This window comes from Bradyrhizobium sp. HKCCYLS2038 (assembly GCF_051167655.1).
Taxonomy (GTDB): domain Bacteria; phylum Pseudomonadota; class Alphaproteobacteria; order Rhizobiales; family Xanthobacteraceae; genus Bradyrhizobium.
Window position 1 is genome coordinate 2,003,629 of record NZ_JBNPTM010000001.1, and the last position, 14,971, is coordinate 2,018,599.

The window sequence follows — 14,971 nt, forward strand, 5'->3', positions numbered from 1 at the left end:
GCAAAATTCACCACCGGATTGTTGCGATGCAATATCGTCGCCGCAAGAGTCAGTGACGAGATGACGGCTTGATCTCTCCCGATACCCTGCTGCGCATCGCGCCCTGGTCGCGCCATTTGAAGCCCGATGAAATCGATACGGCGTCCGCCGGCGTCGTCGAGCGATCCTACGCGGCCAACGAGCACATTTTCCTGCGGGGCGACCAGTTCGATTACTGGACCGGGATCGTCAGCGGTCTTGCGCGGATGAGCACCGTCTCGCGCGGCGGCAAGGCGACGACCTTCGCGGGCATGTCGGCTGGCGCCTGGTTCGGCGAAGGAAGCGTGCTGAAGAATGAACCGCGCCGCTACGACGTCGTGGCGCTGCGCGCCACCCGCGTTGCGCTGATGGAGCGGCCGACCTTCATGTGGCTGTTCGAGAACAGCGTCGGTTTCAACCGTTTCCTCGTCACCCAGCTCAACGAGCGCCTCGGCCAGTTCATCGGCCTGGTGGAGGTCGGCCGCACGCTGGACGCCACCGCGCGGCTCGCCCGCAGCATCGCCTCGCTGTTCAATCCGATCCTCTATCCCAACACGACCCGCCACCTCGAGATCACCCAGGAGGAGATCGGGGCGCTGTCGGGCCTGTCGCGACAGAACGCCAACCAATGTCTCAAGACGCTGGAACGCGAGGGGCTGCTCCGGGTGGAATATGGCGGCGTGACGGTCCTGGACCTTGACCGCCTGCGCTGCTACGGGGACTAGATCAATCCCGCGCCGGACGCTCGCTCCGGCGCGCCGGCAAGCGATTTCCAGTGCGCTTGGATCCACGGCCTTGGCTGTGGACTGCTCACTTGGAATGGCGGTCCGGAAGAGCAGCGGTGTTGGAGTGCATATGGCGACGAAGGACTGCAGCGGCCGGGTGGCGCTGATCACGGGAGTTACTGGGCAGGACGGTGCCTATTTGGCCGAATACCTGCTCGGCCTCGGCTATACGGTGCATGGCATCAAGCGGCGATCATCGTCCTTCAACACCGCGCGGGTCGATCACCTCTACCAGGACCCTCACGACGGCGACGTGCGGTTCCTGCTGCACTATGGCGACATGACCGACTCCACCAACCTGATCCGGCTGGTGCAGCAGATTCGCCCCGACGAAATCTACAACCTCGCGGCACAGAGTCATGTGGGCGTGAGCTTCGAGAGTCCGGAATATACCGCCAATGCGGATGCCCTCGGGGTCCTGCGGCTGTTGGAAGCCATTCGCATTCTGGGTATGGAGAAGCAGACGCGTTTCTATCAGGCCTCGACCTCGGAGCTTTACGGCCTGGTCCAGGAAATTCCGCAGCGGGAAACCACCCCATTCTATCCGCGCTCGCCCTATGGCTGCGCCAAGCTCTACGGCTACTGGATCACGGTGAACTATCGTGAGGCCTATGGGATGTTCGCCTGCAACGGCATCCTGTTCAACCATGAGAGTCCGATCCGCGGCGAGACCTTCGTCACGCGCAAGATCACCCGCGGTGTCGCCCGGATCGAGACCGGCCTGGAAGAGACGATCTATCTCGGCAATCTCGAGGCCAAGCGCGACTGGGGCCATGCCCGCGACTATGTCGAGGGCATGCATCGCATCCTCCAGGCCGATACGCCGGACGATTTCGTGCTGGCGACCGGCGAGACGCATTCGGTGCGCGAGCTGGTCGAGCTCGCATTTGCCGAGGTCGATCGCCGCATCGAATGGCGGGGCGAGGGGGTCGAGGAGACCGGCATCGATTGCAAGTCCGGCAAGGCGGTGGTGCGGATCGATCCGACCTATTTCCGGCCCACCGAGGTCGACCTCCTGATCGGCGATTGCAGCAAGGCGCGCGACAAGCTCGGTTGGACACCGAAGACGAGCTTCGCGCAGCTGGTGAGGGAAATGGTCTCGAGCGATCTAAGTGCCGCGCGGCAGGAGGCTGCCCATGGCAGCGCCGTTTGAGCTCGCGGGCAAACGTGTCTTCGTGGCTGGCCATCGCGGGATGGTCGGCAGTGCGCTGGCGCGGCGGCTGGCAAACGAGGGCGTCGAGCTTCTGACGGTGCCGCGCAGCGAGGTCGACCTGCGCGACCAGGCTGCGGTGTTCGCGTGGTTTGCGCGGGCCAGGCCGCAGGTGGTTTTCCTGGCGGCCGCCAAGGTCGGCGGCATCGTCGCCAACAATACGCTGCGCGCCGAGTTCATCTACGACAACATCGCGATCGCCACCAACGTCATCCACGCCGCGCATGTGAACGGTGTCGAGAAGCTGATGTTTCTCGGCTCCTCCTGCATCTATCCGAAGCTCGCCGCGCAGCCGCTGCGCGAGGACGCGATGCTGACCGGCCCTCTCGAACCGACCAACGAGCCCTATGCGATCGCCAAGATCGCAGGCATCAAGATGGTCGAGGCCTATCGCAGCCAGTATGGGGCTGATTTCATCAACGTCATGCCGACCAATCTGTACGGTCCCGGCGACAACTATCATCCCGAATACAGCCACGTCGTCGCGGCGCTGATCCGCCGCCTTCACGAGGCGAAGCTTTCGGGTGCGCCTGATGTCGTGGTGTGGGGCACCGGCACGCCGCGGCGCGAGTTTCTCTACGTCGACGACATGGCGGATGCCTGCGTGCATCTGATGAAGACCTATTCGCATGACGAACTGGTCAACATCGGCACCGGCGAGGACATTACGATCGCCGATTTCGCTCGTGTGGTGGCCAAAGCCGTCGGCTATCAGGGCCGCATCAGCTTCGATCCCTCGCGGCCCGACGGTACGCCGCGCAAGCTGCTCGACGTCTCGCGGCTCGCCAGGCTCGGCTGGCGCGCGACGACGTCGCTGGAGGACGGCATCGCTCGCGCGTACCAAGCATTCCTGAAGGAGACGGGCCAGGCCGCTTAGCCCTCCGCCGTCGTCCCGGCCTCGAGCCGGGACCCATAGCCACCGAACGTCGCGGACGCGCGGTACGGGCCGCCTGCCCATTTCGGAAATCACGCGGTATGGGTCCCGTGCCAAAGCCAGGGGTCAAGCCCGGACGACACCGTTAGTTGGGTGAAACGCGTGGCGCCTTCACGCCCAGCGCCGTCGCGATGGCCGAGATCAGCGGCTTCATGAAATACGCCTCGCCTGCCGGCGTGATCGACGGCGACAGCCCGTGCGCCGCCAACTCATCGGTGACCACCGGCCCCACCGACGCGATCGGCGTGCACGCCAGGCCCTGGCGCAGCTGATCCTCCACGCCATGTGCCTTGGCGACATCGAACAATCGCCGCGGCTGTCCCGAGCTGGTCAGCGCGATCGCATCGACCTTGCCGGCGGTCATCTCGTCGATGGCGGTGAGGATGTTGGCGTCGGCCGCCTTGGCGTCGTAGGCGTAGGGCAGCACGGGATCGACGTCGGCGCCGGTGGCCCTGATGGCATCGATCAGCGCCGAATGGTCCTTGTCGGGATAGAGCTGCAGGCCGAGCCGATGGCCCTTGAGATCGTGCTTTGCCAGCAGCTCGGCGACCCCCTCGGAGGTCGGCTTCTCGGTCGTGACCTGCGCCTCCAGTCCGAGCTCTCGCAGGGCGCGCCCCGGCTTGGGCCCACGGGTAAATTTGCGTGCTTTGCCCAGCGCAGCAATGAACTCCGCTTCCACTCCGATTCGGCGCACCACGGTCATCAGCCGCCGCAACCCCTCGCCGGTCATCAGCACGAGGTCATCGAACGGCCGGTCGATGCAGCGGCGGATCCAGGCCTCGACCGGGGCCGGGTCCGGCGCGTCCTGGATCGTGAACATCGGACATTGCAGCACGTCCGCGCCCTGCTCGGCGAGCAGCCGCGAGAACTGGGCCTCCTCGCGGGTTTCGAGGATCAGAATGCGGTTGCCGGTCAGCCTGTCAGCCATGGTCGTGCTCGAAGCTCAATGGGTGATGTTTTGTTCATCCTGCCTGTACGCCGAGCGTTGGCGCAAGCGTCCGGACGGTGATAGAGCAGGGCCCGAACGGGCGACAAGCCTGCCGCATCATTCTCACTTCATCCTGCCCGGTGACGTTATCGCCATGTCCAACCACCAGTACGTCCTGACCCTGTCCTGCCCGGATCGTCCCGGGATCGTCTCCGCCGTTTCGACCTTCCTCGCCCATAATGGTCAGAACATTCTCGACGCCCAGCAGTTCGGCGATTTCGAGACAGGTCACTTCTTCATGCGCGTGGTGTTCACGGCCGCCGACCTCGCCGTCAACCTGCCGGCGCTGCAGACCGGCTTCGCGGCGATCGCCGAGCGCTTTGCCATGGACTGGCAGATGCGCGACCGCGCCGGCCAGCGCCGGGTGATGCTGCTGGTGTCGAAGTTCGACCACTGCCTTGTCGACATTCTCTATCGCTGGCGCACCCGCGACCTCTCGATGATTCCGACCGCGATCGTCTCCAACCATCCGCGCGAGACCTATGCCGGGCTCGATTTCGGCGACATTCCTTTCCACCACATGCCGGTGACCAGGGACACCAAGCGTGACCAGGAGCAGGCCATCCTGAAGCTGGTCGCTGACACCCAGACCGACCTCGTGGTGCTCGCCCGTTACATGCAGATCCTGTCGGACGAGATGTCGGCCGGCCTGTCAGGGCGCTGCATCAACATCCACCACTCGTTCCTGCCTGGCTTCAAGGGCGCAAAGCCCTATCACCAGGCGTATGAGCGCGGCGTCAAGCTGATCGGTGCCACGGCGCATTACGTCACCAGCGATCTCGACGAAGGTCCGATCATCGACCAGGACGTCGAGCGGATCAGCCATCGCGACACACCCGAGGATCTCGTGCGCAAGGGCCGCGACATCGAGCGCCGCGTGCTGGCGCGGGCGATCCGCTATCACCTTGAGGACCGCGTCATCCTCAACGGCCGCAAGACGGTCGTGTTCATGGATTGATCGAAGCGGGGACGGAAATCGCGGGCGGCCCAGCCGAAATCACGAATCGCGGGCGTGACGTCGAACGCCATGTCCTGGGTCATCCGCAGCCCCATCGCGACATTGGCCTCGGGGTACAGCGGCGCGATGAGCGGAAACAGCCGGCGCCAGACCGCGCCGGGAACGGACGGCATCCGCCTGTGCAGGCCGAGCCCGTCGAAGATCCGGCCGATCATCTCCCGGTAGGTCACCGTCTCACCACCGCCGACCGCGTAGGTCCGGTTGGCCGCCGCGGGGGCGGCGGCCGCGGCCATCATTCCAACGGCGAGGTCACCGGCGTGGATCGGCTGCCTCAGCCCGGTGCCGCCACCGACCAGCGGCATGACGCGGAAACGCTGGATCAGTCGTGCCAGCCGCGTGACGTTGCGGTCCTGCCCTTCGCAGTAGATCAAGGTTGGCCGCAGGATGGTCCAGCCGACACCGAGTCGCGTGCAGGTGTCGATGATCCGCCGCTCGGCTTCGGCCAGCGACCGGCAGGCGGCCCGCTCTGAGGCGATGTCACTGTCTCTCTTCGTAAGCAAGCTGGTCGAGCTCAACACCACGATGCGTCGCACGCCGGCCGCAAGCAGACCTGGCAGTGCCGGTGCCAGCAACGTTGCATGCGCCGTGCAATAAATGGTTTCGGTCGCGGGAAGCCGGATCGCTTCGCCATCAGCTAGGTCGCCGTTGAAGTGATCGATGCCGGGCTGTCCGGGGTCTGAGCGGCCGACGCTCAACGGGCGCTGGCCACGGGCCACGAGGTGGTCGAGCAGACGGCTGCCGACCATTCCGTTGCCGCCGATCACGATGCTCTCGTTCTGACTGGGCTGTCTGTCCACGCCATCCCATCCGGCTGGTGTTACCGAGGCGGGGTCAAGACATGATGTGCACGAATGTTCCTATCGCGGCTCAATCGGGGTAAAATTCGAGGTCATCCACTCTCGAAATCGTTCACCAGCCGTCAGCGGCTCGAGTTGGCCGCCTTTGGGGTCGACTGCGTCTCCTTGTCGCGTTCGGCGGCCGGCAACTTCCGCTGCCGCTCCTGCTCTTGCATGAAGCGGTCGTATTCCACGGTGCCCGGCCGAGGCGGAGCGTCGGGGGGCAGGCCGCCGGCCCATTGTGGCATCAAATCGCCTATTCCGGCGCCGAGCTTTCCATTTATTGACGTGCAACCGACCAGGAGCGGTTCGGCCAAGGCCGCAACCAGCGCGACGAGAAGGAAAGTTTGCAAACGGATGGACATCGGCACGTGACCTTTCGCGGCGCGGGCGACCCGCAGCTCGGACCCTAATGACTTGCGCGCGAATGGCAAAATTGGGCCGCCTCGGGTTGGGAGTATCATTTTACCTCGATGACCTGTGGTACGTTTCGGAAACCGATCGTCCACGAAGCCTCCAATGATCGCCATTGACAATAACGTGCCGAGTCCGCAGCGATGCACCCGCGATATCGTGAACGAGATCGCACAGGTGAGACAACAATGGCCGGGGGCTTTCGGTCCTGAACCGACCAGGGAGGTAGTTTCAATGTTCGTGCGAAACAAGACACTGACGCTGGCAGCCAGTGCGGCATTGGCCGCGGCTGCGCTCGCGTCCGGTGCGGCGCGCGCCGAAGACGTGTTCAAGATCGGCCTGATCGTGCCGATGACCGGTGGTCAGGCATCGACCGGCAAGCAGATCGACAACGCGATCAAGCTCTACATGCAGCAGAATGGCGACACCGTCGCCGGCAAGAAGATCCAGGTCATCCTCAAGGACGACGCCGCGCTGCCCGACAACACCAAGCGGCTGGCGCAGGAATTGATCGTCAACGACAAGGTCAACGTGATCGCCGGCTTCGGCGTGACTCCGGCCGCGTTCGCCGCCGCGCCGCTCGCCACCCAGGGCAAGGTCCCGGAGGTCGTGATGGCCGCCGGCACCTCCGTTATCACCGAGAAGTCGCCCTACATCGTGCGCACCAGCTTCACCCTGCCGCAGTCCTCGACCATCATCGGCGACTGGGCGGTCAAGAACGGCATCAAGAAGGTCGCGACGCTGACCTCCGACTATGCGCCGGGCAATGACGCGCTGGCCTCGTTCAAGGAGCATTTCACCGCCGGCGGTGGCGAGATCGTCGAGGAGGTCAAGGTTCCGCTGGCCAATCCGGATTTCGCGCCGTTCCTGCAGCGCATGAAGGACGCCAAGCCGGACGCGATGTTCGTGTTCGTGCCGGCCGGCCAGGGCGGCAACTTCATGAAGCAGTATGCCGAGCGCGGGCTCGACAAGAGCGGCATCAAGGTGATCGGACCGGGCGACGTGACCGATGACGATCTGCTCAACGATATGGGCGACGCCGTGCTCGGGGCCGTGACGGCCCACATGTACTCGGCGGCGCATCCGTCGGCCAAGAACAAGGAGTTCGTCGCGGCCTACAAGAAGGCGTTCAACAGCCGTCCGGGCTTCATGGCCGTCGGCGGCTATGACGGCATCCACCTGATCTACGAGGCCATCAAGAAGGCCGGCGGCAAGACCGATGGCGACTCGCTGCTCGCGGCGATGAAGGGCATGGCCTGGGAAAGCCCGCGCGGCCCGATCTCGATCGATCCGGAAACCCGCGACATCGTGCAGAACATCTACATCCGCAAGGTCGAGAAGGTCGACGGCGAACTCTACAACGTCGAGTTCCAGACCTTCGAGGCCGTCAAGGATCCGGGCAAGGCCAAGAAGTAACACCTCTTTCTCGCGTCATGGCCGGGCAATAGCGCGAAGCGCGTCTTCGCACAGATGTCCCGGCCATCCACGTCGTTTTCTTAGGAAGGCGCAACGTGGATGCCCGGGATAAGCCCGGGCATGACGGAGTTTGGAGCTCCTCGCTCATTTCTCTTCTCTGGTCGCGTGATTCATGACCGCCATCCTCACCAACCTGTTCGACGGCGTCGCCTACGGCATGCTGCTGTTCGTGCTGGCCTGCGGTCTTGCCGTGACGCTCGGCCTGATGAACTTCGTCAATCTCGCCCACGGCGCCTTCGCGATGGCCGGCGGCTACGCCTGCGCCGTGCTCGTCAATAGGATGGGCTGGCCGTTCTTCGCCGCCCTGCCGCTCGCCTTCGTCGCGAGCGCCATCATCGGCGCCGTGCTCGAGCGCACGCTGTATCAGCACCTCTACACCCGCAGCCATCTCGACCAGGTGCTGTTCTCGATCGGGCTCGTCTTCATGTCGGTCGCGGCGGTCGACTACGTGATGGGATCCTCGCGCATCTTCATCAAGTTGCCGGACGTGCTGCAGGGCCAGTTCGACATCTTCGGCGTCGGCGTCGGCCGCTACCGGCTCATGATCATCGCGATCTGCGGCCTGCTCACGGTGGGGCTGCAGCTGGTGCTCTCCAAGACGCGATTCGGCAGCCGGCTGCGCGCGGCTGTTGACGACCCGCGCGCGGCGAGCGGTCTCGGCATCAACGTGCCGCAGGTGTTCGCCTTCACTTTCGCCTTCGGCTGCGGGCTGGCCGGTCTCGGCGGCGCGCTGAGCGCGGAGATCCTCGGCCTCGATCCGTATTTCCCGCTGAAGTTCATGATCTACTTTTTGATCGTGGTCACAGTCGGCGGCTCGTCCTCGATCACCGGCCCGTTCCTCGCCTCGCTGCTGCTCGGCATCGGCGACGTCGCCGGCAAGTACTACGTGCCGAAGCTCGGCCCGTTCGTCATCTACACCATCATGATCGTGATCCTGATCTGGCGCCCGAACGGCCTGTTCGGTCGCACGGCGACGCGATGAGGATCGCATGACGACGAACGCACAAACCGAGGTCGGCTTCCACGCCAGGCAGCATGGCCGCTGGCACTGGAGCGAGTTCGCCTTCTGGATCGTCGTGCTGGCGGTGGGACTCGCGTTTCCCTCGCGCTACCTGATCATGACCGAGATCCTGCGGCTGGCGCTGTTCGCTTTGTCGCTCGACCTGATCCTCGGTTACGCCGGCATCGTCTCGCTCGGCCACGCCGCCTTCTTCGGCGTCGGCGCCTACTGCGCCGGCCTGCTGTCGGTGCACGGGATCATCAACGAGCCGGTCTTGGCGCTGATCGTGGCGGGACTTGCGGCCACCGTGCTCGGCTTCGCCACAAGCTTCCTGGTGATCCGCGGCGTCGACCTGACGCGGCTGATGGTGACGCTCGGCATCGCGCTGCTGATGGAGGCCCTGGCGGAGCGCTTCTCCAACATCACCGGCGGCACCGACGGCCTGCAGGGCATCGACATCCAGCCGATCTTCGGCGTGTTCGCGTTCGACATGTTCGGCAGGACCGGCTTCTTCTATGCGCTGGCGGTGCTGTTCGTGCTGTTCCTGCTGGCCCGGATCATCGTGCATTCGCCGTTCGGCCTGTCGCTGCGCGCGATCAAGAACAATCCGCTGCGTGCGTCGGCGATCGGCATTCCCGTCAACAAGCGCCTGATCGCGATCTACACCGTCGCGGCGTTCTATGCCGGCATTGCCGGGGCGCTGTTCACGCAGACCACGGCGCTGGCCTCGCTCGACGTGTTCTCGTTCGAGCGCTCCGCTGACCTCGTGCTGATGCTCGTGATCGGCGGCTCCGGCTATCTCTATGGCGGCCTCATCGGCGCCGCGGTGTTCCGGATGCTGCAGGAGCTGTTCCAGTGGATCACGCCGCAATACTGGATGTTCTGGATCGGCCTCGTGCTCGTCGTGATCGTGCTTGTCGGTCGCCATCGTATCCACGGCTATGCGCTGTGGCTGCCCAATTTCATCCTTCGGCAGATCGCCGGCCGCAAGGCCGCGGTGGCCCTCACCGATAATGAGGCGCCATGACCTACGCATTGGAAACCCGCGGCCTCGACAAGCATTTCGGCGGTCTTCACGTCACCCGCGACCTGTCGCTCAAGATCGCGCCCGGCGCGCGCCATGCGCTGATCGGGCCGAACGGCGCCGGCAAGACCACCGTGATCAATCAGCTCACCGGCGTGCTCGAGCCGAGCGCGGGGCGCATCCTGCTCGAAGGCCAGGACATCACCGATCTGCCGGTGCACAAGCGCGTCTTGCGCGGGCTGTCGCGGACGTTCCAGATCAATCAGCTCTACCCAGACCTGACGCCGCTGGAGACGATCGGCCTTGCGGTGTCGGAGCGACTCGGCGGCGGCGGCAATTGGTGGCGGCGCATGGGGACGCGCGACGACATCAATGCCGAGATTGCCGAGACCTTGGAGCGCTTCCGCCTGCTCGACGTGATGAACGACCGCACCTCGACCTTGCCCTACGGCAAGCAGCGTCTGCTCGAGATCGCGGTCGCGATCGCCGCCAAGCCCCGTGTGCTGCTGCTCGACGAACCCGCCGCCGGCGTGCCCGAGGGCGAGCGCAAGGACATTCTCGCCGCCGTGGCCGCGCTGCCACGCGACGTCACGGTGCTGTTGATCGAGCACGACATGGATCTCGTCTTCTCTTTCGCCGATCGCATTTCGGTTCTGGTCTCCGGCGCGCTGCTGGTCGAGGGAGCACCCGACGAGGTCGCGCGCGATCCGCAGGTCAAGGCGGTCTATCTCGGCGAGGCCGCGTGATGACCGATCTGCTCAGCATCGAGAACCTCCGCGCCGGCTACGGCCAGGCCGTCGTGCTGCCGAACATGTCGCTGAAGCTGCCGGAAGGCCAGGTTCTGGCGCTGCTCGGCCGCAACGGCACCGGCAAGACCACGCTGATCAACTCCATCGTCGGCGTCACCCGGCGCTTCTCCGGCACGATTGCGCTAGGCGGGACCGACATCACCGGCCTGCGCGCCGACCAGCGCGCCCGCGCAGGCATCGGCTGGGTGCCGCAGGAGCGCAACATCTTCCGCTCGCTGACGGTCGAGGAGAACATGACCGCAGTGGCGCAGCCCGGACCATGGACGGTCGAGCGCGTCTACCAGATGTTTCCGCGTCTCAAGGAACGGCGCAACAACTTTGGCAATCAGCTCTCCGGCGGCGAGCAGCAGATGCTGGCGATCGGCCGGGCGCTCACCCTGAACCCCAAGGTGCTGCTGCTGGACGAGCCGACCGAGGGCCTTGCCCCGATCATCGTCGAAGAACTGCTGGCGGCCATCGGCACGATCAGCCGCGCCGGCGGCTTGTGCTCGATCATTGTCGAGCAGCATGCGCAGAAGCTGCTCACGCTGGCCGACAGGGTCGTGATCCTGGAGCGTGGCGCCATCGTCCACGACGCGCCGTCCAGCTACCTGAAGGCCGATCCGGCCCCACTGGAGCGGCATCTCGGAGTCGCCAGCGCCGCGGCGCATTGATCCGTCGACGGGCTTGAACGCCCGTCGGGTCAGCGTCATCTTTGGTTGCGGCGGTCGTAATGTTCGCGCAATCAGCGGTGGAGCTGGCGGAAAGGTCCGCCGGTACCGTGTGGTGTGATCGAGGTCGGTATGCAGGATTCGGCTTTTGGCGGGACAAGAGCTGGTCGATCGCGCTCTCTGACCGCGCCTGATCTGGAGAGGGTTTTGATGGTTCACCTCAGGAATTCCCCGGCGAAACAGGTCGGCGAGCCCATGCGAATGAGTTGCGCCTGCGTGCGACACGCCCCGTTCTATACTCGATAGAATTGTATACCGGCCGGATACGGGGTAGGGGATGGATCCAGTCCATCACGCTTTGCCCCGGTGACCCGCCAGGACAGATCGCTGCCGGTCCAACAACCATATCCAACGAATCGACGCCTTCCAAGGAGTGAGCATATGCAACGCACCAAGCCCCCATTCCGCGCCGACGAGGTCGGCAGCCTGCTGCGCCCACAGAAGATCAAAGAGGCCCGCGCCAAGCTCGAGAAGGGCGAGATCTCGGCTGACGAGCTCAGCAAGATCGAGGACATGGAGATCGAGAAGGTCGTGCATCGCCAGGCCTCGACCGGCCTGAAGCTCGCGACCGACGGCGAGTTTCGCCGCTCCTGGTGGCATTTCGACTTCCTGGCCAAGCTGACCGGCTGCGAACTGTTCCACCCGGACGCCGGCATCCAGTTCACGGGCGTGCAGACCCGTCATGACGCGGTGCGCGTGATCGGCAAGCTGGACTTCCCGGACACCCACCCGATGCTCGACCACTTCCGCTTCCTCAAGAAGCACGCCGACACGGCGCATGTGACCGCGAAGATGACGATCCCGTCGCCGGCGGTGCTGCACTTCCGCGGCGGCCGCAAGTCGATCTCCAAGGACATCTATCCGGATCTCGACGCCTTCTACGAGGATCTCGGCAAGACCTACCGCAAGGCCGTGAAGGCGTTCTATGACGCCGGCTGCCGCTATCTGCAGTTCGACGACACCGTGTGGGCCTATCTTTGCTCGCAGGAGGAGCTCAAGAAGGCGCGCGAGCGTGGCGACAATCCGGACGGCCTGCAGCAGATCTATTCGCGCATCATCAACTACGCGATCGCCGATCGTCCCGCCGACATGACCATCACGACCCATGTCTGCCGCGGCAATTTCCGCTCGACCTGGATCTCCTCGGGCGGCTACGAGCCGGTCGCCGAGACCATGCTCGCCAACACCAACTATGACGGCTACTTCCTGGAGTATGACAGCGAGCGCGCCGGCGGCTTCGAGCCGCTGCGCTTCCTGCCCAAGGGCAACAAGGTCGTCGTCGTCGGTCTCGTCACCTCGAAGGTCGGCGAGCTCGAGAAGAAGGACGACATCAAGCGCCGCATGGAAGAAGCCTCGAAGTTCGCGCCGCTCGAGCAGCTCGCGCTGTCGCCGCAGTGCGGCTTCGCCTCCACCGAGGAAGGCAACATCCTCTCTGAAGAAGAGCAGTGGGCGAAGCTGCGCCTCTGCGTCGAGCTCGCCGAGGAGATCTGGGGCAAGTAATAGGCCAGCGAGTGCATGCGCGCCTGGCCGTCAGGCGAGGCCGCATCTCTCGATCAGCTATGGGAAAGCGGGGCCGGAGCGATCCGCCCCGTTTGTTGTTTTCGCAGCAATGCGCGCCGGATCAGTCGCTGCGCGGGCGCCTCGAAGTGGCGATAGGTCAGGTGCGCGGCGGTCAGCGTCAACGCAAGGAAGCCGAGCCAGAACAGCGCATCGTGATAGGGGACCGGCCGCCGCAACGCGGCGAACACCAGCATGATCCCGAGCTGGATCGGGAAGTGCAGCAGGTAGCACGCATAGGTCATGTTGCCGGTCGCCTCCAGCAGACGTTCGACGCGTCGCGGCAGGGACAGCGGGCCTGAGCAGCAGAACACCAGCAGCGGCGTGCAGATCAGCGTGAGCGGCGCTGCGATCGGCGCGATCGCAATGCCGGCCAGCCAGAGCGACAAAGGCAGCGCGACCGCCGCGCATCCGGCTGACACCTCCAGCTTCAACCGATGCGGATGACCAGCCAGGGCCTGCCTGGCCATGGCCACCAATCCGCCCGCATAGAAATACACCACGCATCGTCCGATCAGCGTGCCGCTCGCGGCGGCCACGAGGATGACGATCACGTTGACCAGCGGTGAGGCTTTCACGTAGCGCAGGGTCAGGAAGAACGCCGCATAGACCAGCACCTCGACCGAGACCGACCAGACCGGTCCATTGAAGCTGAGCCCGCTGGACGGCAGCCATTCGCTCGCCAGGAACAGCTGCAGCCCGAAATGGAAGGCGTCGTTGGTCTGGTAGACGAAGAAGAAACCATGCTTGGCGAAATAGACCGCCTGCAATGCGGTGACGAGCAGCAGGGTCGCCAGATGCAGCGGGTACAGCCGCGACAGCCGGTAGACGAAGAAGATCCAGCCGTCGATCGCACCGGCGGCGATGACCGCGCCGTACTTCCAGAAAAAGATGAGGCCGGAGATGCACCAGAACACGGCGACGCCGGTCTCTCCAGCCTCATAGAACGGGAACAGGACCGTATAGAACGGCAGCGCGCTCCTGGCGAAATCGACCGGCATGTCGGAGACGCACGCGAAGTGCTGATAGTGCCAGAGCAGCACCGACATCGCCGCGATGAAACGCAGCGCTTCCAATCCAAGCAGCTTTTGAGGCTCCGGCTGTTGTGTCGGCACGATCATGCGAGGCTTCCGCACCTTCCCTTTGAGGGTGCCGTCGCACTCTAGTCCGAGCGGGGTGAAGGATTGTTTTCGCCCGGAGGCCGCGTGGGCGGGATGTCCGCCGTCAGTTCGCCCGGGACCACGTCGAGGACCGGCAGATCACCCCGCCGAAGGCGCAGCCGGAGGTCGTCAAGGTGCCGCCCGACAGTGTCATCTTGGCATCATAGGTCTTGCCGTCATCCGGATTGTTGTAGCTGCCGGCCCATTCGTTGGGTCCGGTCGATTTCATCCTGTCGAACAGTCGCTGGCCGACCTTGGCCGGCGTGTCGGTGCCTTCCTTGATCCAGACCAGCGTGCCGCAGACGGCGCCGCCGCAGGGCGCGAACTTCACCTTCGATGCACCGCTCTCGCGCAGCCAGACGCCGTTGACGTCATCGGCAAGCGCCGGGCCAGCGCCGAGCGCGAGCGCCAAACTCAAACCGAGCACGGAACGATTGATCATGCACACATCTCCCCTCAATCTTCGCCCGTCACATTGCCGGCCGATCGTGTCAGCGCGGCGGCACGCCAGCGGCGATGCCTGAGGTCGTATCCGGGTGACATAGCAGGATTCGGCCGCGTCCAACCTCATCAATTCCTGCCCCTGAGCGACGAGATCGGTACGGGCAATCGGATCGTGTTGATGGCCAGGTCTGTTTCAGGGTTGTGGGGCGGCCTGCGGCTTCGATCCGGGCGGCATCGGCGGGGCTGGCCGCGCCGGCGGCGGGCTCGGGGCCAGGCTGCAGCTGATGCTGCCGATCGTGTTGCTGCCATACTGGACATAGCCGTTCGGCGTCGGCGGAGAATGCGGCGCGGTGATCGGCAGGTACATGTAGCAGACGCTGCCGTCGGCCGGATCGCGCCAGCGCTGCACGATGGTGTCCTGCAGCGGGCCGGCAAATTGCCGCTCCAGCTGCATGCGCGGCATTTTGGCCCACTCGGTCGGTTGCGGTTGCGGCTGCGCTTGTAGCTGGGCGGAGGCATGGGTGAGCGCGGCCGTTGCCGCCAGCAGGACCACGATATGAACATGACGAGCCATTTGGACTTTCCTGC

The 14,971-nt window shown here is 64.8% G+C and carries 16 protein-coding genes; 10 read left to right on the forward strand and 6 right to left on the reverse strand.

What is annotated here, in order from left to right; genetic code table 11:
- Window positions 1–68 precede the first annotated feature (68 nt).
- The 3 genes from ACQR1I_RS08900 to fcl all read left to right on the forward strand — a co-directional run bounded on the left by ACQR1I_RS08900 (window position 69) and on the right by fcl (window position 2,890).
- Complete coding sequence (locus ACQR1I_RS08900; RefSeq protein WP_434870335.1) at window positions 69–743, forward strand: Crp/Fnr family transcriptional regulator; 675 nt, start codon at window positions 69–71, stop codon at window positions 741–743.
- 130 nt (window positions 744–873) lie between these two features.
- Window positions 874–1,956 (forward strand): GDP-mannose 4,6-dehydratase, encoded by a 1,083-nt coding sequence (gene gmd / locus ACQR1I_RS08905; RefSeq protein WP_434870334.1) that lies wholly within the window; start codon window positions 874–876, stop codon window positions 1,954–1,956.
- Entirely contained in the window at window positions 1,940–2,890 is a 951-nt protein-coding gene (fcl, locus tag ACQR1I_RS08910; RefSeq protein ID WP_434870333.1) for a GDP-L-fucose synthase, read from the forward strand. The genes gmd and fcl overlap by 17 nt, the downstream gene beginning before the upstream one ends.
- 142 nt (window positions 2,891–3,032) lie before the next feature.
- Here fcl and ACQR1I_RS08915 read toward each other — a convergent pair whose 3' ends face one another.
- Window positions 3,033–3,875 carry a uroporphyrinogen-III synthase gene (locus tag ACQR1I_RS08915; RefSeq protein ID WP_434870332.1) on the reverse strand — a complete coding sequence of 281 codons (843 nt, stop codon included), beginning with the start codon at window positions 3,873–3,875 and terminating at the stop codon, window positions 3,033–3,035.
- 154 nt (window positions 3,876–4,029) lie between these two features.
- Here ACQR1I_RS08915 and purU point away from each other — a divergent pair, with 154 nt between their 5' ends.
- Complete coding sequence (gene purU, locus ACQR1I_RS08920) at window positions 4,030–4,893, forward strand: formyltetrahydrofolate deformylase (RefSeq protein WP_434870331.1); 864 nt, start codon at window positions 4,030–4,032, stop codon at window positions 4,891–4,893.
- Here purU and ACQR1I_RS08925 read toward each other — a convergent pair.
- Both ACQR1I_RS08925 and ACQR1I_RS08930 read right to left on the reverse strand, forming a co-directional pair.
- Window positions 4,836–5,717 carry an NAD-dependent epimerase/dehydratase family protein gene (locus ACQR1I_RS08925; protein WP_434870330.1) on the reverse strand — a complete coding sequence of 294 codons (882 nt, stop codon included), beginning with the start codon at window positions 5,715–5,717 and terminating at the stop codon, window positions 4,836–4,838. The two genes, purU and ACQR1I_RS08925, sit on opposite strands and share 58 nt — an antisense overlap.
- A 155-nt stretch (window positions 5,718–5,872) precedes the next feature.
- A complete protein-coding gene (locus ACQR1I_RS08930; protein ID WP_434870329.1) occupies window positions 5,873–6,154 on the reverse strand; it encodes a hypothetical protein in 282 nt (93 codons plus the stop codon).
- Between the two features lie 283 nt (window positions 6,155–6,437).
- On the opposite strand from ACQR1I_RS08930, the gene ACQR1I_RS08935 reads away from it, so the two are divergent.
- The 6 genes from ACQR1I_RS08935 to ACQR1I_RS08960 all read left to right on the forward strand — a co-directional run bounded on the left by ACQR1I_RS08935 (window position 6,438) and on the right by ACQR1I_RS08960 (window position 12,722).
- Complete coding sequence (locus tag ACQR1I_RS08935) at window positions 6,438–7,619, forward strand: ABC transporter substrate-binding protein (RefSeq protein ID WP_434870328.1); 1,182 nt, start codon at window positions 6,438–6,440, stop codon at window positions 7,617–7,619.
- Between the two features lie 172 nt (window positions 7,620–7,791).
- Entirely contained in the window at window positions 7,792–8,661 is an 870-nt protein-coding gene (locus tag ACQR1I_RS08940; protein ID WP_434870327.1) for a branched-chain amino acid ABC transporter permease, read from the forward strand.
- A 7-nt stretch (window positions 8,662–8,668) separates the two neighbouring features.
- Window positions 8,669–9,706: a branched-chain amino acid ABC transporter permease gene (locus ACQR1I_RS08945; RefSeq protein ID WP_434870326.1), complete on the forward strand. Its 1,038-nt coding sequence runs from the start codon at window positions 8,669–8,671 to the stop codon at window positions 9,704–9,706.
- Complete coding sequence (locus ACQR1I_RS08950) at window positions 9,703–10,449, forward strand: ABC transporter ATP-binding protein (RefSeq protein WP_012045616.1); 747 nt, start codon at window positions 9,703–9,705, stop codon at window positions 10,447–10,449. The genes ACQR1I_RS08945 and ACQR1I_RS08950 overlap by 4 nt, the downstream gene beginning before the upstream one ends.
- On the forward strand, window positions 10,449–11,165 hold the full coding sequence (locus ACQR1I_RS08955; RefSeq protein WP_434870325.1) for an ABC transporter ATP-binding protein: 717 nt from the start codon (window positions 10,449–10,451) through the stop codon (window positions 11,163–11,165). The genes ACQR1I_RS08950 and ACQR1I_RS08955 overlap by 1 nt, the downstream gene beginning before the upstream one ends.
- Window positions 11,166–11,603: 438 nt before the next feature.
- Window positions 11,604–12,722, forward strand: coding sequence for a cobalamin-independent methionine synthase II family protein (locus ACQR1I_RS08960; protein WP_434870324.1), 1,119 nt, complete (start codon window positions 11,604–11,606; stop codon window positions 12,720–12,722).
- 53 nt (window positions 12,723–12,775) lie between these two features.
- Here ACQR1I_RS08960 and ACQR1I_RS08965 read toward each other — a convergent pair whose 3' ends face one another.
- The 3 genes from ACQR1I_RS08965 to ACQR1I_RS08975 form a co-directional block, all read right to left on the reverse strand.
- Window positions 12,776–13,900 carry an acyltransferase family protein gene (locus ACQR1I_RS08965; RefSeq protein WP_434870323.1) on the reverse strand — a complete coding sequence of 375 codons (1,125 nt, stop codon included), beginning with the start codon at window positions 13,898–13,900 and terminating at the stop codon, window positions 12,776–12,778.
- A gap of 103 nt (window positions 13,901–14,003) precedes the next feature.
- Window positions 14,004–14,381: a DUF2147 domain-containing protein gene (locus ACQR1I_RS08970; protein ID WP_434870322.1), complete on the reverse strand. Its 378-nt coding sequence runs from the start codon at window positions 14,379–14,381 to the stop codon at window positions 14,004–14,006.
- A gap of 195 nt (window positions 14,382–14,576) precedes the next feature.
- On the reverse strand, window positions 14,577–14,957 hold the full coding sequence (locus ACQR1I_RS08975; protein ID WP_434870321.1) for a hypothetical protein: 381 nt from the start codon (window positions 14,955–14,957) through the stop codon (window positions 14,577–14,579).
- Between the last annotated feature and the right edge of the window lie 14 nt (window positions 14,958–14,971).